Annotated in this window: 22 protein-coding genes and 1 rRNA gene; 21 read left to right on the top strand and 2 right to left on the bottom strand. The window is 41.0% G+C overall.

The window, feature by feature from the left end; all coding sequences use genetic code 11:
• Position 1: 1 nt before the first annotated feature.
• From rrf to hisC, 8 genes are all read left to right on the top strand, one after another.
• A 5S ribosomal RNA gene (gene rrf, locus FTT78_RS12435) occupies positions 2-116 on the top strand.
• 219 nt (positions 117-335) lie between these two features.
• A complete protein-coding gene (locus FTT78_RS12430) occupies positions 336-1,790 on the top strand; it encodes an RNA polymerase factor sigma-54 (protein ID WP_180044410.1) in 1,455 nt (484 codons plus the stop codon).
• A gap of 166 nt (positions 1,791-1,956) precedes the next feature.
• Positions 1,957-2,289 (top strand): ribosome hibernation-promoting factor, HPF/YfiA family, encoded by a 333-nt coding sequence (gene hpf / locus FTT78_RS12425; RefSeq protein WP_096902101.1) that lies wholly within the window; start codon positions 1,957-1,959, stop codon positions 2,287-2,289.
• A gap of 138 nt (positions 2,290-2,427) precedes the next feature.
• Entirely contained in the window at positions 2,428-2,679 is a 252-nt protein-coding gene (ibaG, locus tag FTT78_RS12420; protein WP_180044412.1) for a BolA family iron metabolism protein IbaG, read from the top strand.
• A gap of 7 nt (positions 2,680-2,686) precedes the next feature.
• A complete protein-coding gene (gene murA / locus FTT78_RS12415; RefSeq protein WP_179990909.1) occupies positions 2,687-3,943 on the top strand; it encodes a UDP-N-acetylglucosamine 1-carboxyvinyltransferase in 1,257 nt (418 codons plus the stop codon).
• Positions 3,943-4,647, top strand: coding sequence for an ATP phosphoribosyltransferase (hisG, locus tag FTT78_RS12410; protein WP_004975201.1), 705 nt, complete (start codon positions 3,943-3,945; stop codon positions 4,645-4,647). Before murA ends, hisG begins: the two co-directional genes overlap by 1 nt.
• Positions 4,648-4,840: 193 nt before the next feature.
• The gene (hisD, locus tag FTT78_RS12405) at positions 4,841-6,145 is read left to right on the top strand and encodes a histidinol dehydrogenase (protein ID WP_180044414.1); all 1,305 of its coding nucleotides are present in this window, start codon (positions 4,841-4,843) and stop codon (positions 6,143-6,145) included.
• A 135-nt stretch (positions 6,146-6,280) separates the two neighbouring features.
• Positions 6,281-7,369 carry a histidinol-phosphate transaminase gene (gene hisC / locus FTT78_RS12400; RefSeq protein WP_180044416.1) on the top strand — a complete coding sequence of 363 codons (1,089 nt, stop codon included), beginning with the start codon at positions 6,281-6,283 and terminating at the stop codon, positions 7,367-7,369.
• A 66-nt stretch (positions 7,370-7,435) separates the two neighbouring features.
• Here hisC and pabB read toward each other — a convergent pair whose 3' ends face one another.
• Entirely contained in the window at positions 7,436-8,776 is a 1,341-nt protein-coding gene (gene pabB / locus FTT78_RS12395) for an aminodeoxychorismate synthase component I (RefSeq protein WP_180044418.1), read from the bottom strand.
• A 255-nt stretch (positions 8,777-9,031) separates the two neighbouring features.
• On the opposite strand from pabB, the gene FTT78_RS12390 reads away from it, so the two are divergent.
• The 6 genes from FTT78_RS12390 to FTT78_RS12365 all read left to right on the top strand — a co-directional run bounded on the left by FTT78_RS12390 (position 9,032) and on the right by FTT78_RS12365 (position 17,209).
• Positions 9,032-10,051, top strand: a complete 1,020-nt coding sequence (locus FTT78_RS12390) for a DUF6160 family protein (RefSeq protein WP_180044420.1) — start codon at positions 9,032-9,034, stop codon at positions 10,049-10,051.
• A 193-nt stretch (positions 10,052-10,244) separates the two neighbouring features.
• Positions 10,245-11,078 (top strand): C39 family peptidase, encoded by an 834-nt coding sequence (locus FTT78_RS12385; RefSeq protein ID WP_180044422.1) that lies wholly within the window; start codon positions 10,245-10,247, stop codon positions 11,076-11,078.
• Between the two features lie 46 nt (positions 11,079-11,124).
• Positions 11,125-12,255: a hypothetical protein gene (locus FTT78_RS12380; protein ID WP_004975214.1), complete on the top strand. Its 1,131-nt coding sequence runs from the start codon at positions 11,125-11,127 to the stop codon at positions 12,253-12,255.
• A gap of 12 nt (positions 12,256-12,267) precedes the next feature.
• Positions 12,268-13,932: an OmpP1/FadL family transporter gene (locus FTT78_RS12375; protein WP_004975217.1), complete on the top strand. Its 1,665-nt coding sequence runs from the start codon at positions 12,268-12,270 to the stop codon at positions 13,930-13,932.
• A complete protein-coding gene (filE, locus tag FTT78_RS12370) occupies positions 13,926-15,278 on the top strand; it encodes a putative pilus assembly protein FilE (protein WP_179989110.1) in 1,353 nt (450 codons plus the stop codon). The genes FTT78_RS12375 and filE overlap by 7 nt, the downstream gene beginning before the upstream one ends.
• A gap of 20 nt (positions 15,279-15,298) precedes the next feature.
• Complete coding sequence (locus FTT78_RS12365) at positions 15,299-17,209, top strand: flagellar protein FilF (protein WP_131261918.1); 1,911 nt, start codon at positions 15,299-15,301, stop codon at positions 17,207-17,209.
• A gap of 101 nt (positions 17,210-17,310) precedes the next feature.
• Here the strand turns inward: FTT78_RS12365 and FTT78_RS12360 are convergent, their stop codons facing one another.
• Positions 17,311-17,859, bottom strand: a complete 549-nt coding sequence (locus FTT78_RS12360; protein WP_026438436.1) for an NUDIX hydrolase — start codon at positions 17,857-17,859, stop codon at positions 17,311-17,313.
• A 123-nt stretch (positions 17,860-17,982) separates the two neighbouring features.
• On the opposite strand from FTT78_RS12360, the gene FTT78_RS12355 reads away from it, so the two are divergent.
• From FTT78_RS12355 to fghA, 7 genes are all read left to right on the top strand, one after another.
• Positions 17,983-18,579, top strand: a complete 597-nt coding sequence (locus FTT78_RS12355) for a CoA pyrophosphatase (RefSeq protein ID WP_004975226.1) — start codon at positions 17,983-17,985, stop codon at positions 18,577-18,579.
• Positions 18,580-18,610: 31 nt separating this feature from the next.
• On the top strand, positions 18,611-19,141 hold the full coding sequence (locus FTT78_RS12350; RefSeq protein ID WP_131261917.1) for a gamma carbonic anhydrase family protein: 531 nt from the start codon (positions 18,611-18,613) through the stop codon (positions 19,139-19,141).
• A gap of 160 nt (positions 19,142-19,301) precedes the next feature.
• A complete protein-coding gene (gene tsaB / locus FTT78_RS12345) occupies positions 19,302-19,967 on the top strand; it encodes a tRNA (adenosine(37)-N6)-threonylcarbamoyltransferase complex dimerization subunit type 1 TsaB (RefSeq protein WP_180044424.1) in 666 nt (221 codons plus the stop codon).
• Positions 19,968-19,979: 12 nt separating this feature from the next.
• Positions 19,980-20,804 (top strand): undecaprenyl-diphosphate phosphatase, encoded by an 825-nt coding sequence (locus tag FTT78_RS12340; RefSeq protein ID WP_096902125.1) that lies wholly within the window; start codon positions 19,980-19,982, stop codon positions 20,802-20,804.
• Positions 20,798-21,619: a class I SAM-dependent methyltransferase gene (locus tag FTT78_RS12335; RefSeq protein ID WP_179989105.1), complete on the top strand. Its 822-nt coding sequence runs from the start codon at positions 20,798-20,800 to the stop codon at positions 21,617-21,619. The genes FTT78_RS12340 and FTT78_RS12335 overlap by 7 nt, the downstream gene beginning before the upstream one ends.
• Before the next feature lie 146 nt (positions 21,620-21,765).
• A complete protein-coding gene (locus tag FTT78_RS12330; RefSeq protein WP_070154323.1) occupies positions 21,766-23,175 on the top strand; it encodes a C13 family peptidase in 1,410 nt (469 codons plus the stop codon).
• 18 nt (positions 23,176-23,193) lie between these two features.
• On the top strand, positions 23,194-24,033 hold the full coding sequence (fghA, locus tag FTT78_RS12325; protein ID WP_004975242.1) for an S-formylglutathione hydrolase: 840 nt from the start codon (positions 23,194-23,196) through the stop codon (positions 24,031-24,033).
• Positions 24,034-24,058: the final 25 nt, after the last annotated feature.

Below are 24,058 nucleotides of genomic sequence, written 5' to 3'. Positions count from 1 at the left end.
TGCTGGCGACCATAGCAAGAGTGAACCACCTGATCCCTTCCCGAACTCAGAAGTGAAACCTCTTCGCGCTGATGGTAGTGTGGGGTTACCCATGTGAGAGTAAGTCATCGCCAGCTCATTATTCAAACACCCTCAACAAATGTTGGGGGTGTTTTTTTATGCAAGAGAGAAAATAAAGTTAGAAAAACAATAATAAATTGAATAGAACTTCTGATTAAAATCTTTATGTCTTTTGATAAATCTGTGCTATACCTAATAAAACGGCATAGAAATTGCTTATCAAAAACTTATATATTAAGTTGTTGAAAAACATAAATTTAAAAGAGTGGGTGAAAATGAAGTTATCGGTTGGATTAAAAGTTGCAAACTCCTTGTCACTGACACCGCAGTTACAACAAGCCATTCGTTTGCTTCAACTTTCGAGCTTGGAACTTGAACAAGAAGTTCAAATTCAGTTGGACAGTAATCCCTTATTAGAAAAAGTCGAAGAACAAAGTAGTGTCGAAAGTTTATCCACCTTAGAAGAGCAAGAGCATGATCAAAAGGATTTGACTAAAGAATTAAATGCAGATCATCTACCGAATGACTTGCCTGTCGATACAGACTGGGATGATGTGTACACTCATTTACCCACGAGTTTGGGAGCAGCGGAATATGAAGAGCGCGAGGATAATCGTCAGGGACATTTAGGTTTAAAAGAGCACATGATGCAACAAATCAATCTGTTGCATTTTTCTCAAGTCGAGCAGCTCATTGCCTACTGTATTGTCGATGCTTTGGATGACAATGGTTTCTTGGATTGTGAAATATCTGAAATCACTACATCTGTGCAACATTTATTGATCTCCATGGAATACGAAGATGAAGTTGAAGACGATGAAGTTTTGGTCGTTTTGAAACATATTCAGCGTTTAGAGCCGATTGGTATTGGTTCGCGTAATTTGGCGGAATGTTTATCTATTCAGCTTGAAAGTTTGGCTACAGATGTGCCTTATCGGCAGGAAGCACTGCAACTCTTGCAGCATTATGAGTTATTAATTTCGAATGATTTAGCCAAGTTAATTAAGCAAACGGGTTTAAGCGCAGATCAGCTACAGCATGCAGTGGCTTTATTAAAAACCTTGAAAGCGCATCCTGGTACAGCATTTGAAGATCAGGAGTCAGATTATCAAATTCCAGATGTAGTGGTCAGTAAAAAGCAGTACCATTGGCAGGTGCAGCTGAATCCTGATGTTGTGCCTAAGCTTAGAATTAATTCGTTTTATGCCAATATGATTAAACGCGCAGATCAAAGTGAAGATAATCAATATTTGCGTAATCAAATGCTAGATGCGAAAAACTTTATTAAAAGTGTTGATGAACGTCATAAAACCTTATTAAAGGTAGCGACTTGTATTGTGCAGCATCAACGTGAATTTTTAGAAATTGGTGCTGAAGGAATGAAACCGTTGATTTTGCGTGATGTAGCTGATGAGGTGGAGTTGCATGAATCTACAGTTTCACGGGTGACCACCAATAAATATATGTTAACTCCACGTGGTTTATTTGAATTGAAATATTTCTTTTCAAGTCATGTTGGAACCTGTTCAGGTGGAGAAGCATCCTCAACTGCGATTCGCGCGAAGATTAAAAAGTTAATTGCAGATGAAAATCCACGTAAACCTTTGTCAGACAACACAATTGCAAACCTTCTTAAGGAAGAAGGAATTGATGTGGCACGTAGAACGGTTGCGAAATATCGTGAGTCATTAAATATTCCGTCATCTTCTGAACGAAAAGTCTTGATCTAGTTTTTAAAATCGGTCTATTCTAAGGATTCATTATGACCAAATAATGAATTTTTTTTGAAGGAATAGTTAGACATGATTTAAAGTGACCGCTGCAGTGATCTGTTATTTGGCAATCAATCATGTGAACTATGCCTTCCTAATCCTAATGAAGGTGAGGGATAGAATTATGCAAATAACAATTCGTGGACATCACTTAGCTATCACCCCTGCAATTGAAGAAAATATTCGACTTAAGTTTGCACAAATGACCAAACATCTGGATCAGGTCAATAGTATGCAGGTGAAATTAAGTAAAGATCATCAAATCGATAAACATTCTAAAAAAGGCAGTGCCAATCATATTGCTGAAGCGATTATTCGCTTGCCCGGCACCGAGCTGTTTGCGCAAGCTTGTGCGGATGATATGTATACTTCAATTAAGATGATGACAGAAAAATTAAAACGTCAGTTAGAGAAACATCGGAAGATGCAGTTGGATTATCAGCCTTTAGCCATCTAGTTAAAATGTGATTTAAAAAGAGGTTTTGGATAAACCTCTTTTTTTATTGCGATAATGTATAGGATTAATGAATTATTTTTTCTATTTATAGTAAAATGACAGGTTTTTACACCGTTGGTCCTATAAGAGGTCTTTGTGATGAATAGTGAACAGCTCACTGAAACTTTAAAAGCTGCTTTTCCAGAGGCTGAAGTTGCTGTAAGTGGGCAAGGCGGCAAGTTTGATCTTCGTATTGTAGATAATCAGTTTGAAGGTAAGCGTCCTGTTGCTCGTCAACAAGCAGTGTATGCACCATTGAATAGCTATATTGCCAGCGGTGAAGTTCATGCGGTTACAATTCGTGCAATGACACAAGAAGAATGGCGTAAAGCAAGCTTATTTGGAGCTTAATAATTTAATGGATAAATTTTTAATTCAGGGCGGTAATAAGCTCGAAGGTGAAGTGCGTATTTCTGGTGCAAAAAATGCAGCCTTGCCACTTCTTGCTGCAATGATTCTTGCAGAAACGCCAATTACATTGAAAAATGTTCCAAATTTAAAAGATGTAAATACCTTGGTGAAGTTGATCGCAGGCTTGGGCATTAAAATGTCTTATGAAGGCGATACAGTCATTGCAGATACATCAACGTTGAACAACCAATTTGCACCTTATGAATTGGTAAAAACCATGCGTGCTTCTATTTTGGTGCTTGGCCCATTGGTCGCGCGCTATGGTAGTGCAAAAGTATCTTTGCCAGGTGGTTGTGCAATTGGTTCACGTCCTGTCGATCAGCATCTTAAAGCACTTGAAGCTTTAGGCGCAGAAATTGAAGTTGAAAATGGCTATGTAAATGCCAAAGTCAATGGTCGTCTTAAAGGTGGCGAAGTGGTCTTTGATATGGTCACTGTTGGCGGTACAGAAAACATTCTCATGGCTGCGGTATTGGCAGATGGTGTTACCACTATTCGTAATGCTGCACGTGAACCTGAAATTACCGACCTTGCGCAAATGCTCATCAAAATGGGCGCTAAAATTGAAGGTTTAGACACCGATACTTTAGTGGTTACAGGTGTTGAACACTTGCATGGTTGTGAGTATTCAGTAGTTGCTGACCGTATCGAAACAGGTTCTTATTTGGCTGCAGCTGCAATTACGGGCGGTAAAATCAGAACCACACATACCGATCCTGCCTTGCTAGAATCTGTGTTAGATAAGTTTGAAGAAATGGGTGCGGAAGTCACACGTGGCGATGACTGGATTGAACTGGACATGATGGGCAAGCGCCCTAAAGCCGTGAGTTTCAGAACTTTACCACATCCTGAATTTCCAACAGACATGCAAGCACAGTTAATGGCGGTGAATGCGATTGGACGCGGTTTTGCTACCATTTCGGAAACTATTTTTGAAAACCGTTTTATGCATGTCCCTGAGTTGTCACGTATGGGTGCCAATATTCAGGTAGAAGGCAATGATGCGGTGGTGACAGGCGTAGAAAAACTTTCTGCTGCACCTGTTATGGCAACCGATTTACGTGCCTCATTCTCGTTGGTGTTAGCAGCATTGGCGGCAGAAGGCGAAACATTGATTGACCGTATTTATCATATTGATCGCGGTTATGAAAATGTAGAACAAAAGTTACAAGGTTTAGGCGCCCAAATTAAGCGAGTAAATTGATGAATGACATGAGAAACGATGATCCAAATTTTGACGTCATGGGCAATTTTGATCATGGTTTAACTTTGGCATTAAGTAAGGGGCGAATTTTAAAAGAAACTTTGCCTTTATTAGAAACTGCGGGAATTAATTTACTGGAAGATCCAGATAAATCACGTAAGTTGATTTTCCCAACCACACATAAACAAGTGCGTATTTTAATTTTACGTGCCTCTGATGTACCAACTTATGTTGAAAATGGTGCGGCAGATATTGGGGTTGCGGGTAAAGACGTGCTGATGGAGCATGGCGCTCAAAATGTATATGAGCCGCTGGATCTGAAAATTGCCAATTGTAAATTAATGACTGCGGGCAAAGTTGGTATGCAGCGTCCAAAAGGTCGTTTAAAAATTGCCACTAAATATGTGAATTTGACCCGTCAATATTATGCCAGCTTAGGTGAGCAGGTTGATGTCATTAAACTCTATGGCTCAATGGAATTAGCACCATTGGTCGGTTTGGGTGATTACATTGTCGATGTGGTTGATACAGGTAATACTTTACGTGCCAACGGTTTAGAGCCGCTAGAAGAAATCTGTAAAGTATCTTCACGTTTAATTGTCAATAAAGCCAGTTTTAAGCGCAAGCAAGATTTGCTCAATCCAATTTTGGCACAACTTGAAAAAGCTGTGGCAGAACGAGAGTTGGCAAAACAATCTGCTTAACTTTGAACTTTGTATCCATCATCCTGCCTTCTCAAAAAACCGTCATTCAATGGCGGTTTTTTTATGTTCGTGCATGATTCTGTTCTTGAATGATTCTGTTCTTGAATTTCCATCAAAACATACTGCTTTCGCCATGTATAGATTCCCACAAAGCCCTAGAAACAAGGTAAACTAAACTTTTCTATCAAACCTTGTGGGTAAATTGATGCGACGTTTATCGACTCAAGATCAAAGCTTTAAACAAGCCTTTGCAGACTTGTTGGCTTTTGAAACTGTCAGTGATCCTGAACTTTTAAAAACTGTAGATCAAATTATTGCTGATGTGCGTCAGCACGGTGATGCTCAGGTTCTTAAACTCACTCAACAGTTCGATCGACATCCAGCGCATCAATTTTCAGAACTTGAGTTAAGTCAAGAACAACTGAAAGCCGCATTTGATGCTTTAGATAACGAAGTTCGTGAAGCTTTGGAATTGGCTGCTGCACGTATTCGTGAATTTCACCAAGCGCAAAAGCAGGATGGTTGGACTTATGTTGATGCTTTGGGCAATACACTCGGGCAAAAAGTCACACCATTAGACCGTGTTGGTATTTATGTGCCAGGTGGTTTGGCGTCTTATCCATCTTCAGTGCTTATGAATGCTGTACCTGCGCATGTTGCTGGCGTGCCTGAAATTATTATGGTGGTGCCTGCACCGAATGGTGAACTCAATCCATTGGTTTTGGCTGCTGCATATTTGGCAGGGGTGACTCGTGTATTTACCATTGGCGGCGCGCAAGCCGTTGCTGCGTTGGCGTATGGTACAGAAACTATCCCTTCGGTAGATAAAATTACGGGGCCGGGTAATCGCTTTGTGGCAGCTGCAAAACGTGCTGTGTTTGGTCAGGTCGGCATTGATATGATTGCAGGGCCATCCGAAATTTTGGTTTATGCTGAAGGTGAGAATAATCCTGAATGGTTGGCCATGGACTTACTTTCTCAAGCCGAGCATGACACGGTTGCACAATCTATTTTTATTACACCAGATGAGCAATTGCTGAATCAGGTTGAGCAAGCGATTGAACGGCACTTGGCGAATTTGCCTAAAGCTGAAATTGCCCGTACTTCTATTGCAAATCGTGGTGCATTGATCTTAGTCAAAGATCGTCAAGAGGCGATTGAATTGATCAACCAAGTTGCGCCCGAACACTTGGAGTTGTGTATGGATGATCCACAAGTGATGGCAGAAGAAATTCGTCATGCGGGTGCGATCTTTATGGGGCGCTATACACCAGAAGCTATTGGTGATTATTGTGCAGGGCCAAACCACGTATTACCAACGTCGGGTACAGCACGTTTTTCATCGCCATTGGGTGTTTACGATTTCCAAAAACGCTCAAGTCTGATTATGTGTTCAGCTGAGGGCGTGAAAAGTTTGGCGAAAACCGCTGATATTTTAGCGAAGCAGGAAAATCTGGATGCGCATGCACGATCAGCACGTTATCGTTATCAATCATAAATAGCATTACAACCTCTCCCTGACCCTCTCCTAATAAAGAGAGGGGAATTTAAACCACACAAATTTTGTGTCTTTAGTAATGAAAATTCCTCTCCCTTTGGGAGAGGTTAGGAGAGGGTTTAAAGAGAATACAAAATGAATATCACAGCAGAACAAATACGTTTTTGGAGCCCTGAAGTACGTGAGCTAGAGCCTTATGTACCGGGTGAGCAGCCAAAAATTCAAAATTTATTAAAATTAAACACCAATGAAAACCCGTATCCACCTTCGCCTAAAGTGGTGGAAGCGGTGCAAAAGGTTTTAGAAAACTCGGCAGATGCACTGCGTTTATATCCAGACCCAGATGCGTCTGAGCTTAAGCAAGCCATTGCGAAACAGCAAAATGTAGCTGTTGGAAATGTCTTTGTTGGCAATGGTTCAGATGAAGTCCTTGCACATATTTTTAAGGCTTTTTTTGTTCAGGAACAGCCGTTACTGTATCCGGATATCACCTATAGCTTTTACCCTGTATATAGTCAATTTTTTGGGGTGAAAACTAAAATTTTGCCTTTAAATGATGATTTTGAAATTGTAGTTGATGACTATAAGCAAGCCAATGGTGGCATTATCATCACCAATCCGAATGCACCGACCAGTATTGCTTTAGGTTTAAGCGCTATTGAAGAAATTTTACAGGCCAATCCAAATTCAGTGGTCGTGATTGATGAGGCTTATGTCGATTTTGGTGCAGAGTCTGCAGTAAAATTGGTAGAAAAGTACGATAATCTTGTGGTGTGTCAAACCACATCTAAATCACGTTCTTTGGCAGGTTTACGTGTTGGTTTTGCGATTGCGCAACCGCATTTAATTGCCGCACTGGAAGCCGTGAAAAATAGTTTTAACTCCTATCCAATGGATCGTTTTGCGATTGCAGCAGCGGTGGCATCTTTTCAAGATCAGGCGTATTTTGAAGCACAATGCCAAAAAGTTATTGCAAGCCGTGAGAAATTGGTGACGGATTTAACGAGCTTGGGCTTTAAGATATTGCCATCACACGCCAACTTTATTTTTGCATCACATCCTCAACAGGATGCGGGTGAATTAGCTGCAGCATTACGTGAACGCGGTATTATTGTGCGTTATTTTAATAAACCACGCATCAATCAATATTTGCGCATTACTATTGGTACAGATGATCAAAATCAACGCTTAGTAGATACTTTAAAATACGATATTTTGGCTTAATTGTTAAAATATCGTAGAGGCGAGTGAAGCATTGAATTCACTCGCTTTTTTTGTTTTTGCGACATGCTATTGCGCAGGTTTGTACCAGCGGTTCAATAAGTCCAACATCGCTGAAACCTTGTCAAAACATTCTTGATATTCTGCTTCACAAACAGATGCAATCGTGACGCCACCACCAGCCCATAATGAAACATCTTGCTGATATTTCTGAATAGAACGGATCAGGATATTCCAAGAACCCGTTCCATCGGCATCAAAATAACCCATAGAGCCGCAATAGGCGCCACGTGCTGCACCTTCGAGTTCATCTATAATTTGCATGGCACGAATTTTCGGTGCGCCTGTAATTGACCCACCTGGCAAGGCAGACATCAACACATCAAAAGGATTCATCTCGGCTTTTAGTGTTGCGGTCACTTCACTGACCATGTGATGCACTTGGTTAAAAGACTCAATATTGAATAACTTTGGCGTTTTGACGCTGCCAGTTTCGGCATAAACACTTAAATCATTACGTAATAAATCCACAATCATCACATTTTCAGCCTGATCTTTTTTAGATTCACTTAATTGTTGTTTCGATTGTCGGTCTAATTCAGGATCATCATAGCGTGGCATCGTGCCCTTAATGGGTTTTGTGGTAATTTTTCGATTTTCCTCAAAATCGATAAAGAGTTCGGGCGAACAACTTAAAATTTCAAAATCACCAATACGTAAATAACTTGCATAAGGTGCATTGGTCAGTTGCCAAAACTGAGCTGCAGTCTCTAAAAGTTGACCTTGAGCCTCAGCGCTAAACTCTTGCGTAAGATTAATTTGATAACAATCTCCTGCCACTATATAGTCTTGAACATGTTGAAAGGCGCGTTGGTAATCTGTGAAATTCCAGCGTGCTTGACACTTTTGGCTTAATTGGAACTGTTCAATTATGGTTGATTGAGTATATAAATTTAAAATAAAATCAAAGATTTGAGTAGCAGCATCGTCTGAACTATAAAAATACCAGCCATCAGTTTCTTGCTGTAAATAGCTTTTAAATTGACCTAAAAAAATACTTGGCTGGGGACGAGACTGCATATTGATGTGTTGCTGTGCTGCTGCATCATACGAAACAAACCCCATTACACTGCAAAATGGGGCGGTGTCAGCATCTTCTAAAGCACCGAGATGAGCTGTTAAATCTAATTGAGTTGGACTTAATTCATATTGATCCAATGCCGTTTTTTGAAAGTAAAAATGTTGATGGTTTTGCTGCACACAATAGCGTTCAGCCAAAAAAGCAATACGTGCCTTTCCATTATTTTGCAAATAAATACAATGTGAAAGTGCTGCCAAAGCTTGCAAAATTCTTGCAGCCTCATATTCAGGTTCACAGAATAATTTTTTAAAATGAGTAGGATAGGACATAAAGCGTAAACAGCTGAGAGATTTTAAAAGGCTATTTTACATGATTGCAGCAGATAAAAAGCAAATAACCGTTTGTCGGTAAGATGTGGATTGCGACAAACAGCAGTTGAACAAAAAATAACTCAGATATACCTTTGTATGTGCAAACCGACTACTCAAGGAATGTGTGTTAGTGTTGTCCTCATCAAATAAAAAAACAATTACTAGCACTGAGTGGTAAAACCAAAAAAATAATACTCTCGGGAGAGTAACAAGATGAAAAAATTTACTAAACTTGCTTTGGTATCATCAATTGCGTTAACGACAAATGCAATGGCAATGCAGGCAATGGACGATACTGCATTAAGCGCAACTACTGGTCAAGATGGTTTAAGCATCGGGATTGGTATTTCTAAAATCGAAATCGAAAAACTTTTAATCCATGATAATGATGGTTTGGCTGCAAAAGGTGCTGCTGGTGACCTAGGTTTTGGTGGTACTGGAGATGCTGGTGCGATTGTAATTAAAGCTAATGGAAAAGGAAAAACAGCGAATCATGGTGTAGTCATTGAAGCTAATATGTCTGATTTAAGTAATCCGACAAAATATTTATTAGCATCTCATAATTTAGCAGATTTAGTCATTGATACAGATGCTGGTGATACTGCTGATGGTGGTGCATTTATTAACGTAGCTGCTCAAGTAGCTGGGCTTGAAATTAATATTGGTGAAATTGGTGTCTCTGCATCGAATGCTAAGCCAGTAGCAGGTGCTACGAGCATTCGTCGTGGTAATGATGATAACAACTATAATGCAATTTTATCTGGCTTAACGTTAAAAACAGGTAAAATGGATGCCAATATTCAATTGGGTGCAGCGCCACAAGGTGCCATGATTAAACTTGATACCACAATGGTGGGTGGTTTAGAAATTGCAAACTTAGGTATTTTAGATAACTCTACTAAAGCAGGTACTGGTGATGGTACTGTAGGTAATCGTGCAGCAGGTGAAATCTTTATTGAAAGTATTAAGTTTGCAGATGCTAATTCTACGGACTTAACCTTAAAGCAAGATATTAGTGTGATAGGTAAGGAAGGTGCAAACAATGGCTATATTCAAATCATTAGCCATGGTGGTGCAAAAGATAATTATGTACAAGGTATCCGTTTAGGCAGTAAGACTGCTGCTTCTATTGGTGATATGGAAGTTCAAGGCTTACAAACTTATTACGGTGGTAATACATTGCAACCTGCTGGTTATACACAAGGTGCAAAAATCACCATTTCGGGTCACTAATTTAAACACTGAAAAAGCGCGTGAATTCACGCGCTTTTTTTTACAAATAAACTGATGAGTTCGCAAAAAAATATAGAAAGCTCTTTTTTTTTTCTATAAAACGAGTATCTTTCTAAATACAAGGAAGTAGAGTGAAAACTCTAAAAATAAAAATATTAGGCAGGTATTGCCGAGAACTAAAAAGTAAAAATATATGTTAGAGATCGCTTTGGGCTCGGCATTGATCTATTACGCTGCCACACAAGCCTTTGATTTAAAAGAACAGCATCCAGAAGCTGTGCACTATACAGAAACTTTGGATTCTAGAAATAATTCATTTACCCGTATGCATAGAGAACCTGTGCAAATTAAACCTGCTTTAGAAGATCAATTCCGTGGCATTGTACGCCAAGCCTATGACTATAGCTGTGGTTCTGCAGCGTTAACGACTTTGCTCAATGGTTATGTTGGCACACAACTGAACGAACAACAGACCATGAGTGGTTTACTTCGTTATGGAGAGTATGAGCGAATTATCGAGCGTCGTAGTTTTTCATTGTTAGATATGAAGCGCTTTGTTGCTGCTTTAGGGCTAGAGAGTGGGGGGTATCGTGGTGAATTTGAAGATTTAGTCAAGCAAGGGCAGCCTGCAATCGTACCAATTTCTTATGCAGGTTTTAAACATTTTGTGGTGTATAAAGCCTATAAAAATGGGCGGGTTTATGTGGCTGACCCAGCTTTGGGCAATATTAGTTTTGATGAAGAACGATTTAAGGACGTTTGGGAGAATAACACCTTATTTCTAATTAATGTCGCACCGCAAAATCGTCAAACTATGTTGGCATTACAAGAAAAAGACTTGCGTCATGTGGAAGACGCAACAGTGAATCGTTATGCCTTTGTTGATATTCAATATCCACAATTTGCGATGGAAAAAATAGCCGATAAAGCATCGACAATACGTCTAGAGCGTAATGTAAATAAAGATTCTGAAAATTACGGACAGTACGAGCATCGTTTTTTAAGACTCTACTACAAAAACAAATAATCAGTTGTTCACGAAATACAAAAATAAAAAATGGAAGGGGTAAATCATGGATCGTAAATGGATGAATAAAACCTTATTGGCTCTCAGTATTCAAATGGTATTTGGGGTGGCTTATGCCGCAGAGGAGCCGCAATTAGGGGAATATGAAACCACAACTGAACAGGCAGAAGTATCAGATACAGCAGCATCAACTGCAGATACAAGTGCTGAAACAAATAGTGCGGTTGTCGCTGCAAATGGTGCACAAGCAGCATCATCTGCTTTGCAACAGCAAGAGGGCGACGCAACCAAAGAGGCGAATTTAGAGGAAGTGTTTACCTCGAATGAGCGTCAATATTCCCTTATGAGACAAGGTGAAATTTCATCTTATTATGATATTGATTATACCTATCATCGTGATACGCAGCTCGACCTTGAAATGGCTCAAGGTCAGTTGTATCAGCTTCGTGTGCAAGAAAATGCGTCCCACGCATTAACTAACACCTTCACCGCACAATATGGTTTGCGTGACAATTTAACTTTATCTGCTTCTGTACCATTGGTTGCAAAGTCAGACTTGTTAAAAGATGCCACGGCAGCAGGCTTGGGGGATATTTCTTTAGGTGCACGTTGGGAGCCATTCCCATTAAAAGCGGGGCGTTTACCTTTAATTTTATTCGCAAATTTATCGACCAAAACGGGGGATAGTCCTTACGAGATTAATCCTGTTAAAGATTTATCAACAGGTAAGGGTTACTACTCTGCAGGCATCGGTGCAAGTACGCGTAAGTATATTGACCCAGTTGTATTGTTTGCTTCTGCTTCAGCCAACTATGGTTTTAAAGAAAGCGGTCTCAATCAAATTCGCGGTAGCCGTATTATTGAAGAGTTTGAGCCAGGTATTAGTGGTGGTTTTGCTTTTGGTTTTGCTTATTCGTTTAACTACGATGTGTCGATGACCATGTCCTATCAGCAAAGCTTTAATACAGGTTCGGAGTTTACTTATCATACGGGTGAAAGCTATTCACCTGCAGACCAGACCAGTTCGACTTTGGCTATTTCATTAGGCGTTCGCGTTTCACCTGAAACCATTGTGAATGGTACGGTAGGAATCGGTCTGACCGAAGACGCGCCAGACGTATCACTTGGTTTGTCATTCCCACTGGATATTCTCGGTTTCGGTAAAAAAATTCGCTAAGAGGCTAGTCGCATGAAAATGATACGACTTCGCCCGTTAGTGACTGCAATTATACTGTCGGGCTGTTCAGGGGCTGCTTTTGCGCAGCTTGGACAAAACTTATCTGTCGATATTCGTTCTTTGACTATGGGGAATGCGGTCACTGCAGATCCTCCTGGTATTAGTGCGATTCACTTTAACCCTGCTGCACTGACCAAGATTGAAGGTTTGCAAACAGATGTGCAAGGGGTGTTGGCACATTTTGATGTACAGCGTGAGCTTTCCGTTCCAGCAGGTTATGACGTATTTGGTTATTCTGATGACCCTGTGGTGTGTAACGATGGACCAGAAATTTTGGCCGATTTTTGTACCGATTTTAAAGGTACAGTACAAGCCGATGTAGAATATCCAACGCTGTATGTCCCGATTCTGAAAAAATTTGTCGATTTGGGTAAAGGCATGCCACTGGCAGCGCCAACCAACGGTATTGCCTATAATCCACCTGGTTCCAAAGTAACCTTTGCCACCGCATTATATGCACCGCTGATTGCAGGCTTTGGTGCCGAAAATGGTAACCCTGGTAACTTTATGGGACAACAGGTTGCCTTAGAACGTATCACCTATCTTTCTCCATCTATTGCCTATCAAGTCAATGATGAATTGTCAGTCGGTGCGTCAATTGGGATGTCTTACCAAGCTATCGCCATGAATACCGATTTGCGCTTCCCGAATGAACTAATCGGGATGTTGCGTATGGTGGATGAGGTCGTCTGTACCCCATTTAAAGAAAATTCAGACATCATTACCGATATTTTGTTGCTCGGGATTTGTAATGCCGAAGAAGGTATGAATCCATTTTCGCGTTTTGGGCAAATGCAATTGGCGGTTGAGCAAAGTTTAAGCCCGAGTTATAACTTGGGTATTTTGTGGGAACCGACAGAAGATTTTAGCTTTGGTATGGTGTATCAGAGTGCAGCTAAAATGCGCTTGAAGGGCAAATATCATATTGATAACTCGAAAGCACCGCGTGAGTTAATTAATGGTTTGATGTCTTCACCAACAGGGCAGATTTTAGCGGCAATTTTAGGTTTCCCAAGTTATATTCCAGCCAGTGAGTCTGGTTTGGTTTCTATGGATTTTGAATATCCTGCGCACTTTCAAGCGGGGATAAAATATAAAGTCATGCCTGATTTACAAGTCAATTTTGATGTGGGCTGGACTGACTATAAAGCATGGGATAAATTCAAATTCGAGTTTGACCGTCAAATCTCGGCATTAAAAATTGCAAAATTGCTTTCGGAGCATGTGTCTGATGACAGTTTAGCTTTGCCATTAGAGTTTAAGTCACCGTGGAACTGGGGTGTTGGCATCGAATATTCAGCCACAGACCGTTTAAAACTGCGTGCGGGTTATGAACCACGTGGTAGTGCGATTCCTGACAATAAACGTAACACTATGGTACCAATTAATAATGCACGTTTATTCGGTCTGGGTGTGGGATATCGTTTTGATGCAGATACAGACCTTGATTTATCCATCGGCTTTTTACAAAGTAAGGATAAAATTCCAGCCAATACCAGTAGCTTAGCCAATAAGGAAGGTGTGAATAACCTGCTGTTAAACCCTTATGCGGGTTTGAATGTGAAAACGGATACAAAAATTACAATTCTTGGATTGAGTTATAGAACACGATGGTAAGTTCAGTACGGAAAATAAAACGGACTTTATTTTCAAAGTCGATACTCACACTGATTTTCAGTATGGGATCGGTGTGTTACGCGAATCAGTTTTACACCATTATTGGACCAGATGGTCGTCCAATTGTGGTGCAGCGTAATGCTGCAGAAAAAAAGCAAACGATACAGGCGTTGGAAACCGCACAACAGCAAAAGCAAGTCCAACAAAAGCAACTACAAGAAAACCAACAACAAGACCAGTTTAAGCAAGACAAGGTGCATCAAGTACAGCAGATAACTGCTCAAACATCCGTTCAGGTATCTAAAAATATTTCTGTTCAGGCGAGCAAGCAACTGAATTTGTCTAAGCCGAATATCTCAGAACAATCCGCTATGTCACAAAATCAGGCTAGTCAAAGCAAAGAGAACTCATCATTGCGTGCATCACACACTGAGCCAAATGCAGTGCAGCAAGATATTTCCAGTGCGGAATCTGTTCATCAAACAGGATTGGCAAAAGAAGCAGCGATCAACAAAGTCGCGGTAAAACCATCTGTACTAGAGGATTTACAACAGCTTCCTCAGCAATTTGCGATTGATCCATCCACAGTGTCTGTTTCTAAAAAAACACCAGATCAAGCATCGCATGCATCTGCCCAACAAACGGGTTTTATGGAGATGGCGGGAGAACAGTATGTTAAAAGTGAGTATTTGGAAGATCAGGAGTTTAATTTAGAAGGAAAAAAACGCTTTTATAGTATGCCAGAAGGCATAATTGACACAAAAAATGGCGGTGGTGCTCGTATGCAAGTGGTCGAACGTGAACGTGGTGTAAGCCGTTCCGTTCTCAATAAATTATTTAAAAAGCAATCGGTTGCTGAGCCTCACGCTATTGTTTTGGCTGCAGACTATTATCGTGTTAATCAAGCTGAAGCAATTGAGGGTTTGGGGCAGCAATGTTTTGCTGAAAGCAAAAAAAATAAAGCTAAAACCTTAAAAGCACAACAAGATTTAAATTTGTGGCCTAGAGCTCCCTTAACCGAAAAATTTGATTATGAATTGGTGAAGTTAGAAGGCAATATTCAAAATATTCAAATCAACTCTTATGCCATGAAGCAAAATCAACCGACCTTTTATTGGCCGTTTGTGGTTTTTCTGGATCAAAAAGGCTGTGTGATTGAAGGTGCAGGTGGTTTTAGAAATCAGGATACTGCAGGCAATGTCTTACGACACGAGGTAATAGAAGGTATGCTGCAACTTCCAAAAAATAGCCACTATGTATTATTAACGCCATTGGCTTCTGCAGTGGATATGGAACATCGCGCGCTCAGTAACCAAGGGCAATTAAAACTCATTGCGATACGCTAACAACAATAAGAGAATTCAGGATGAAAACAAGACATATTTTACCTTTTGCAACGACAGCATTGATGGCGGCATTGAGTGGCTGTGGTGGAGAAAGTGCCAATATTAATCCAGAGCCTAATGCTGTGGCGTATATCAACGGGAGTTGTGCCAGTACAGCAAAAAACTGCGTGGAATTTGCATTGGATTATCCTGTGGATGGTTTGAATTTTACCTGTAGCAGTGATACCAGTAAAACCTACATCACCATGATTGAGCCGAAAAGTAATGCGGCAACAGGTAAATGTAGTGAAGGAGATAAAGTCCACTTCTTTATTCAGGAAAAGACCAATCAATATATTGATTTAGGGACAGTATCATTGTCTGATATTGGAATGGTCAGTACTGCAGGTGCGGGTTATCCACGTTTAAGTGTGTTAGATATGGCACGTGGATTAACAGGACGCCAAGCAACGAGTTTAAGTAGTAGTGACGAAACGATACAGGTCGCGACTGCAATTGTACGCTTGCTACAAGCACTTTCTGTTGAAGGTGGAGGAACCATTGCAGGTGATATTCAGCCTTTAACGATTACGACACTCAAAAAAGAACAATTGGCAAATATTGCTGAGTCCGTTGAGGTTGGTGACTATCGTTCAGGGGCTTATGCCAGTATTTTACGCCCGTGGGTAGATGTGTCACAGGTATCTCAAGATGATGCTTATCAAGCATTAAACACCTTGGTTTACATGAATAACTCGGCATCTTATCAAGCTAACTATCCAATTTTAGCCAAAGAAGATTCACAATTACCACAAGGTTTATATGGCTGTAATTTGGCAGACTGTAAATCTACGGTCGCAGATTTGAAACACCTCATTGGGCAATATCAACTAATCACAGACCGTTCTGGATATACCTTCGGTTATGGTATGCAATGGAAAGGTGCGGTGTCTGCAAACACGACCAACCCAATTTTAACGGTGAGTGGTGAATTGATTCGTAAAGTACGTCCTGAGCGTATGGTAGCAGCAGCACAAACCACATGGGTCAACCCATTGAATAAACGTATTCAGGGGCCATTCCGTTTTAGTGTGAATGACAATGCGGCTGATGATTTTAAAATTACCCAAGGTAAGGTGTTTAATGATTATTTAATTGCAGGCACGGAAGGTTTTTATAAATTATTGACCAAATCTACAACAGCGAATCCTGCAGATTATGGTCAATGGCAACAAACCATAGGTACCGATCAGTTCAAAGGTTCTTTTGATGCCTATAAATTCTTTTCTGTGAACTTTTTGGATAATCGCGTTTTTAAAACCCAGAAAAATGTACCTTTAGGCAGTCGCTATATTTTCCCAATTTATGCAACCTTGACCTTTAATTTTGATGGCGGAACGACTACAGATAGCATCAAATTAGGTGTTGTTTTAGATGAGGATGGCAATATTCGTACAGATATAGCACCAAATGCCACAGAAACCGATATGTCTGGTCAGTGTGCAGCAATTCGTCAGTCTGGTGCTGAATATGTTGATACAAATGGTGTGCAGCAATACCGTATAGGTGTGTTAGGTGCAACCGATATCGACAATAAAGCAGTCACTTTACGTATGATTTTAGCCAATCCAAAATTTCATAAACTTGATGGCGCAGTCATTGGTTTGAATACCAAAATTGAAGCGGTTGAAGGTGGAAATGGTCAAGTGGTGGGCGGTGCACGTGCCAATATTGGCAATTTAGTTGCAGCCAACTCTACACGTATTACATTGTCTGATTTCAATGGCTCAACAGTGAAGTGGAGCAATATTTATCATGCGCAACTTGCAACTTACGTGGCTCAAAACCCTGCTTTAGCAACTGATGCAGATAAAGCTTTGGTGAAAGCCCAAGGTGGAGCTGTAAGTCTAGATGTTGCTGAGTGTTATAACCCAAATAAAGTGCGTATTTAGCATTAATTTTAGGTGACATAGTGATGAAAATAGCCCACTTTAGAGTGGGCTATTTATTATTCGAATTTTAGCTTGATTCAAATGAACATCATGTGGGGTTTTTAACCCGTATGATCTGTACGTGAACCTAAGGTTTCTAAGTGGGTCGTAAAATGATTGTTTTTTCGATCTGCAAAGTAGTGTTGTAAAGTACGTTCTACACTTGGGAAAGCCAATTCAGACCACGGAATTTCATCTTCACTAAACAAGCGTGATTCGATGGTTTCTTCACCTGCACCAAATTGACCATTCAACAATTGAGCTTTGAACAGCACATAAATTTGCCCAATCCGTGGAATGTTATACATGCAATAAAGTTGTTCGATTTCAATTTCCGCTTCGGCTTCTTCGCGGGTTTCACGGGCAGAACCTTGCTCCATGGTTTCAAACATTTCCATATAGCCTGCGGGTAAAGTCCACAAACCATAGCGTGGTTCAATTGCACGACGACACAACAATACTTTATTTTCCCAAACGACCAATGCACCACAAATGACTTTTGGATTGACATAGTGAATATTGCCACATGCGCTACACACTTGACGTAATTGCTGATCGCCAAGCGGAATTTTCGTTGTTGTTTTTTGTCCACAATTTCCACAAAAGTTCATAGTGATCGTCATTGTTGAAGGGAGTTCTCAGAATAACTGAAAATTTCAACTTTGGCATCCTCTCTATCTATTGCCCACCTATTTCAGCTATGATGAAAACTTAGACAAGGAGAATTATAAGGCATGATTGATCATTCGCTCACGCATCTATTACAGCAACGTTTGCGCTTTTCTAAAACGTTCATGGAAGCGCATGCAGCGGTATTGATTGCCATTACCGACGAGTCTGATCCAAAGGTATTGCTAACCCGCCGTTCTACCTTACTCAATAATCACGCGGGTGAGGTGTCTTTCCCTGGTGGCAAACGCGATCCGCAAGATACCAGTAATATTGTGGTGGCATTGCGTGAAGCGCAGGAAGAAACCGCATTAAATCCATTTGAAGTGCAGTTGATTGGTGACTTGCCAATGCAAAAAGCCCGTAATGGAATGTTGGTTAAGCCTGTGGTGGGGCTGATTCCTCCAAAAGTAGAATTAATTCCACAACCTTCAGAAATTGATCGGATCTTTTTTGCCTCTTTGCAGCATTTAATGGAAGCGCCACCAACGCCGTATGAAGTGAGCTTTGCACAACAAAAATTATATTTTCCGAGTATGCAGGTTGAAGATGAAGTGGTTTGGGGCTTAACAGCGCGGATGTTGGTGTCTTTATTTGAATATGGTTTGGATTATCGTAAAGAATGGCCGTTTTTGTTAAATTCACCAACATTTAAGAAATAGAAAAATTTTGATGTGAAGATAGGAAGGAACCATGTTGTATAAATTTAAAGGATATGCCCCGAAAGCAATGCAGCAACCGTGGGATGGTTGGGTGGCGGATAATGCCACGGTCATTGGTCAGGTTGAGTTGGGACAGAAAGTTAGTATTTGGTTTGGGGCTGTGGTACGTGCCGATAACAGTAAAATCAAATTGGGTAATTTTAGTAATGTTCAGGAAAATGCTGTTTTGCACACCGATGCAGGTATTGAAATGCAGATTGGTGATTATGTGACTATTGGACATCTGGCGATGTTACATGGTTGTACCGTGGGCGATAACACCCTGATTGGTATTAATGCAGTGGTGCTGAATCATGCGGTGATTGGTAAAAACTGTATTATTGGTGCCAATGCTTTAATTCCTGAAGGGAAAGTGATTCCCGATAATTCTGTGGTGATGGGTTCTCCCGGTAAAGTGGTTAAGACTTTGGATGAGTCTGCAGAAGCACGTTTAAAAATGAGTGCGCTGCACTATGCTGAACATTTTCAGCATTTTGTAAACCTAGAGCCTGCAACACTCTAAAATAGAATTTGCATCGTTTAGTCAAACGCATTTTTTAGCTGTAATGACTTAGAGTTTTATACGCAGGAATTGCAATCTGGTACGTGTAAAACCTCGCTTGAATTTCAGGAGTGGAGTATCATAACGCCAATTTTTGATATTTAATTCTTGAAGGTTGTGCATGAAATTGCTGGCATTGGAAACTGCCAATGAGCAGTGTTCCGTTTCGATTGTAGATGAAACACAGGAACTCTTTTTTCAATTAGATGCGCGAGCAAAAGCACAAACGCAAACCATCTTACCGATGATTGAGCAAGGCTTTGCTGAAACTCAAATCAGTACGGCCGAGCTAACTGCAATTGCCTTTAGCCGTGGTCCGGGTTCTTTTAGCGGTGTGCGAATTAATGCGGCAGTGACGCAAGCTTTGGCGTGGTCACATGATGTGCCTGTAATTCCTGTATCGACTTTGCAGGCATTGGCGCAAACGGCTTATCGTCTTGAAGGATTAACTGCAGTTACTGCTGTGTTGGATGCACGCATGAATGAAGTGTATATCGCTAGTTACGAGTTAAACGCACAGGGAATTATGCAGGCGGTTGATCAGGAACAATTATTGAATTATAGCGATGCTGCACAGGTGGTACGCTTTCAATTGGTTGGTTCTGGTGCAGGTCTAATTGATCAAGAACAAATACAATACAAAGGCTTAAGTGCAAGCGCACAAGATATTGCTACTATTGCACGCGTCTGTGCACAGCAACAGCAATGGGTCAGCGCAGAACAAGCATTGCCTGTTTATTTACGTGACAATGCTTGGAAAAAAATTCCAGAACAAGGCAAGGCATAATTAGGGTTATTTATGGATCTTTTACTGCTGCTCAAAGCAGCAATTATGGGTATTGTAGAAGGGATTACCGAATTTCTACCCATTTCTAGCACAGGACATTTGATTCTAGCTGCAGAGTTAATGGACTTTTGGACCAAAGAAAAAAGTGATGTATTTGTAATTGCCATTCAAATGGGGGCAATTGCAGCGGTCATATATGAGTATTGGGCACGTCTATGGGGCGCAGCCACAGGTATGTTTACAGGCGAAGAAAAAGGTCGACGCTTGGGCTTTGGTCTGATCATAGCATCTATTCCAATTATTCTGATTGGATTGACCTTTGGGCAGACTGTAAAAGAATTACTCTTTAATGATGTTGCCGTAGCGATTGGTTTGATTATTGGCGGCTTTATCATTATGTGGATTGAAAAACATCCACCACAAGTACGTGCCCATGAGGTTGAAGAACTAACTTATCGAGATGCGATTTGGATTGGTCTAATTCAGGTATTGTCGCTGATTCCGGGGACTTCGCGTTCAGGTGCAACTATTATTGGCGCGATGTTCTTGGGTGTATCGCGAAAAGCAGCAACTGAGTTTTCCTTCTTTTTGGGAATTCCTGTCATTATTGGCGCAGGCTTGCTCGACTTATATCAAAGCTATGATGTATTCCAAACTACTGAAGATTGGACCGTACTCAGCTTCGGGATCATCGTCTCTTTTGTTTCCGCACTTTTGCTGATCCGTGCATTGGTGGCTTATGTGGCGAAACGTGATTTTATGATTTTTGCTTGGTATCGTATTGCTTCAGGTTTAATCATTTTATTGTTCGCATTCACAGGCTGGAAACTATGGTAAGCGAACTTCGCTTATACACCGAAGCCGAGTGGCTCACTCAAGCACAGCATTATTCTGCTGTGCTTTTGTCTAGAGGCGTGCAAACGTGCATTGAAACAGTAGAAAAACTCAATGCGCGTTTTTTGCGTTTGAACCCTGAATTGGCATTGTGTGTAGATGCTGAAGGGTTGTGGTTGTGTGCCAATGGCATGAAAATGCAACCCGATTGGAAAGCTGAAGTTGGGCGATTGAAACGTGCCTCTTTAAAATCGGAAATGATTGCTCGTGCCTGTAATTTGTCGGAAAAACCAAGCCTAATTGATGCTACGGCAGGATTAGGACACGACAGCTTACTCATGGCACACTTGGGTGCTCAGGTCACGTTGTTGGAGCGTCATCCTATTCTTTTTACTTTGTTGGAGGATGCTAAACGCCAAGCCGCAGATGATCCTTTTTTAGCAAGTGTTGTTGCCCGTATCCAGTTGGTTTTTACAGATTCAGCAGATTATTTACGCAACTGCGCAGCGCAGGGCAAAGTGGTTGATGTGGTGTATTTAGACCCGATGTTTCCGCAGCGAGATCAACATCAACAGGCGCAGAAAAAGCAGGCACAAGTCAAAAAACAAATGCAGTTATTACATTTGCTGTTACCTGAAGATGGCGAAATGGATTTAGGTGATCATTTACTGGGTTTGGCACAGCAAATTGCCAAACGTGTTGTGGTGAAGCGCCCACGTTTGGCTGTATTTTTGGCGGGGCAGGAAACCACACATCAATGGCAGGGTGATGCTTGCCGATTTGATGCCTATTTCCAAGCAAATTTGAACAATGGGTAGATTTCTACCACTAAAGCAGTGGCAAGGCGTTCAATGCTTCTATAATGCGCAAAGATTTGTTATATAGTTAAAATTGACAATTGATAATTACGACGACAAGCATAAACTTGGAGTGTGGAAACGCGAGCTGCGATTAACAGAATCCTATGATTGACTTCAAACCCTCCATTAATTTTTGGCACGATTTTAAAAGCAACCAAGCCGCAGGCGTTTGGTTATTTTTGGGTTCGCGACGCTCTTTGCAAATTATTCGTCCTTCTATCTTACAACTGATTTTTTGGGGGATTTTAGGTGGTCTTGCCAATACCTTATTCAGTTGGTTGGTCGCGGGAGAAGTGGGTGAATTTAACCCACAAGGTTTGGTCAGTTATGCCTTGTGGCCCTTTATTGCCTTAATTGTCGGAATTATTCTTTCTCAGCGTGTCAATAACCCGCGTTTATTGTTAGTACCTGCTTTGTTGTGGTTGGTATTAGATACTCACGTTGCATTATTACAAAGCTTGATTCAATACATGGGCATGATGGATGTCTTGCCGTATGTGTTGTATGACTATTTGCCTACCATTTTTATGGTGCTATTTGTTTGGCAAAGTTTGGCAGTGGTATGGGTGTTTTCACGTGAATTGCATTGGCCGTGGTGGGAACGTGCGCTGATTGTTTTGGCGACCTTATTCACTTTGGTAGTTTGGCAAATGTCAGTGAAAAGTCAGCCCATTTGGAAAGTAGAAGAAGTTCCACCAAGTCTAAGCGAAGAAGCTTTTTATGCACAAAGTCGTGTACTCAATAAAGCTTTAGACAGTATTCAATATGGGGAATTTGCTCAATCGCATTGGTACTTTTTAGGTGTTGCAGGGGCGAGTTATCAAGACGTATTTATGTCTGAAATTGAGCGCATTCGTGAACAGTTTGATACCCGTTTTGGTACTTTTGGGCGTTCGATGGTGTTAATTAATAACCCAATGACCCGCAATGTAATTCCAATTGCTTCGCAAACCAGTATTGAATTAGCGCTGCGCCGTATTGGACAGCGCATGAACCGTGAAAGTGATGTGCTGTTTTTATATATGACCTCACACGGTTTAAAAGATCATTTTGAAATTGAAAATGCACCACTTGACTTAAATCAGGTCGATCCGAAATGGTTACGCGATACTTTGGATAAATCGGGTATTCGTTGGCGTGTGATCGTCATTTCAGCCTGTTATTCAGGTAGCTTTGTATCCGCCTTGCAAGATGATAATACCTTGGTGATTACTGCATCGGCAGCAGATCGTGAGTCGTTTGGTTGTTCAAACGAAGCTGATTATACTTATTTTGGTCGTGCCTTTTTTGATCAGGCTATGCGTGAACAAAACTCTTTTGCTAATGCTTTTAATGAAGCCAAAGTGACTGTGGCGAAATGGGAGCAAGCGCAAGGTTTTGAACCTTCAGAGCCACAATGGGCAATTGGTAAAAATATGGAATTGATGTTGCCACAATTAGAGCAGCGTTTGTTTCCTCAAAAAAGTGTTGCAACATCGGCTGAAATTCAATTGAGTGCACAATCTGTTCAATAAGCCAAAGAGGAGAGGGTGATGGAGTTAATTCAGAACAACCGCTGTTTTGAGGGTGAGCAACGGATTTATCGTTTTCATTCAAATGCTTTACAGACTGAAACTCAGTTTGGCATTTTTTTACCAGAACAAGCTTTGGCGGGGCAGGCGTGTCCTGCGGTATTTTATTTGGCGGGTTTAACGTGTAACGAAGAAACCTTTGCGATTAAAGCACATGCGCAGCACATGGCAGCACAATTGGGATTAATCTTGATTAGTCCAGATACTTCACCACGTGGTGAAGCTGTTGCGAAAGGCGACCATTGGGATATTGGACAGGGTGCAGGTTTCTATATCAATGCGACACAATCACCGTGGGCGGCACATTATCAAATGGAAACTTTTGTCACCGATGAGCTTTATCAATTGGTGCTGCAACAGTTCCCAATTCAGGCACAGCACGTTGGCATCATGGGGCACAGTATGGGCGGTCATGGTGCATTGACCCTCGCGTTTAAATATCCTGAAAAATTTAAGTCAGTATCTGCTTTTGCTCCGATTTGTGCGCCAAGCCAATGCCCGTGGGGTGAAAAAGCGTTTTCGAATTATTTAGGTACAGATCAGCAAGTATGGTTACAGCACGATGCGACTGCTTTGGTGCAGGCCAAAGGTGCATTGTTCAGTGAAATTTTGATTGATCAGGGATTGAAAGATCAATTCTACAGTCAGCTCAATCCTGCATTATTTCAGCAAGCTTGCGATGCGGTTGGGCAAAAATTGAGTTTGCGGGAACATGCAGGCTATGATCATGGCTATTATTTCATTCAAAGCTTTATAGATCAGCATTTGCAATTCCATGCGGTACAATTGCAAGCGGACTAAGCCAAGTACTCAATTTTACGCATTG

The sequence above is a fragment of the Acinetobacter sp. YH01011 genome, assembly GCF_013420785.1.
In the GTDB taxonomy this organism is placed as follows: Bacteria; Pseudomonadota; Gammaproteobacteria; order Pseudomonadales; family Moraxellaceae; genus Acinetobacter; species Acinetobacter towneri.
Note: the sequence above shows the minus strand (reverse complement) of the source record. Positions and strands in the feature narration are given on the sequence as shown.

Coding starts and splice junctions, on each gene's coding strand:
- FTT78_RS12430 (WP_180044410.1), top strand. CDS start 336: ATGAAGTTATCGGTTGGATTAAAAGTTGCAAACTCCTTGTCACTGACA.
- hpf (WP_096902101.1), top strand. CDS start 1,957: ATGCAAATAACAATTCGTGGACATCACTTAGCTATCACCCCTGCAATT.
- ibaG (WP_180044412.1), top strand. CDS start 2,428: ATGAATAGTGAACAGCTCACTGAAACTTTAAAAGCTGCTTTTCCAGAG.
- murA (WP_179990909.1), top strand. CDS start 2,687: ATGGATAAATTTTTAATTCAGGGCGGTAATAAGCTCGAAGGTGAAGTG.
- hisG (WP_004975201.1), top strand. CDS start 3,943: ATGAATGACATGAGAAACGATGATCCAAATTTTGACGTCATGGGCAAT.
- hisC (WP_180044416.1), top strand. CDS start 6,281: ATGAATATCACAGCAGAACAAATACGTTTTTGGAGCCCTGAAGTACGT.
- pabB (WP_180044418.1), bottom strand. CDS start 8,776: ATGTCCTATCCTACTCATTTTAAAAAATTATTCTGTGAACCTGAATAT.
- FTT78_RS12390 (WP_180044420.1), top strand. CDS start 9,032: ATGAAAAAATTTACTAAACTTGCTTTGGTATCATCAATTGCGTTAACG.
- FTT78_RS12385 (WP_180044422.1), top strand. CDS start 10,245: ATGTTAGAGATCGCTTTGGGCTCGGCATTGATCTATTACGCTGCCACA.
- FTT78_RS12380 (WP_004975214.1), top strand. CDS start 11,125: ATGGATCGTAAATGGATGAATAAAACCTTATTGGCTCTCAGTATTCAA.
- FTT78_RS12375 (WP_004975217.1), top strand. CDS start 12,268: ATGAAAATGATACGACTTCGCCCGTTAGTGACTGCAATTATACTGTCG.
- filE (WP_179989110.1), top strand. CDS start 13,926: ATGGTAAGTTCAGTACGGAAAATAAAACGGACTTTATTTTCAAAGTCG.
- FTT78_RS12365 (WP_131261918.1), top strand. CDS start 15,299: ATGAAAACAAGACATATTTTACCTTTTGCAACGACAGCATTGATGGCG.
- FTT78_RS12360 (WP_026438436.1), bottom strand. CDS start 17,859: ATGAACTTTTGTGGAAATTGTGGACAAAAAACAACAACGAAAATTCCG.
- FTT78_RS12355 (WP_004975226.1), top strand. CDS start 17,983: ATGATTGATCATTCGCTCACGCATCTATTACAGCAACGTTTGCGCTTT.
- FTT78_RS12350 (WP_131261917.1), top strand. CDS start 18,611: ATGTTGTATAAATTTAAAGGATATGCCCCGAAAGCAATGCAGCAACCG.
- tsaB (WP_180044424.1), top strand. CDS start 19,302: ATGAAATTGCTGGCATTGGAAACTGCCAATGAGCAGTGTTCCGTTTCG.
- FTT78_RS12340 (WP_096902125.1), top strand. CDS start 19,980: ATGGATCTTTTACTGCTGCTCAAAGCAGCAATTATGGGTATTGTAGAA.
- FTT78_RS12335 (WP_179989105.1), top strand. CDS start 20,798: ATGGTAAGCGAACTTCGCTTATACACCGAAGCCGAGTGGCTCACTCAA.
- FTT78_RS12330 (WP_070154323.1), top strand. CDS start 21,766: ATGATTGACTTCAAACCCTCCATTAATTTTTGGCACGATTTTAAAAGC.
- fghA (WP_004975242.1), top strand. CDS start 23,194: ATGGAGTTAATTCAGAACAACCGCTGTTTTGAGGGTGAGCAACGGATT.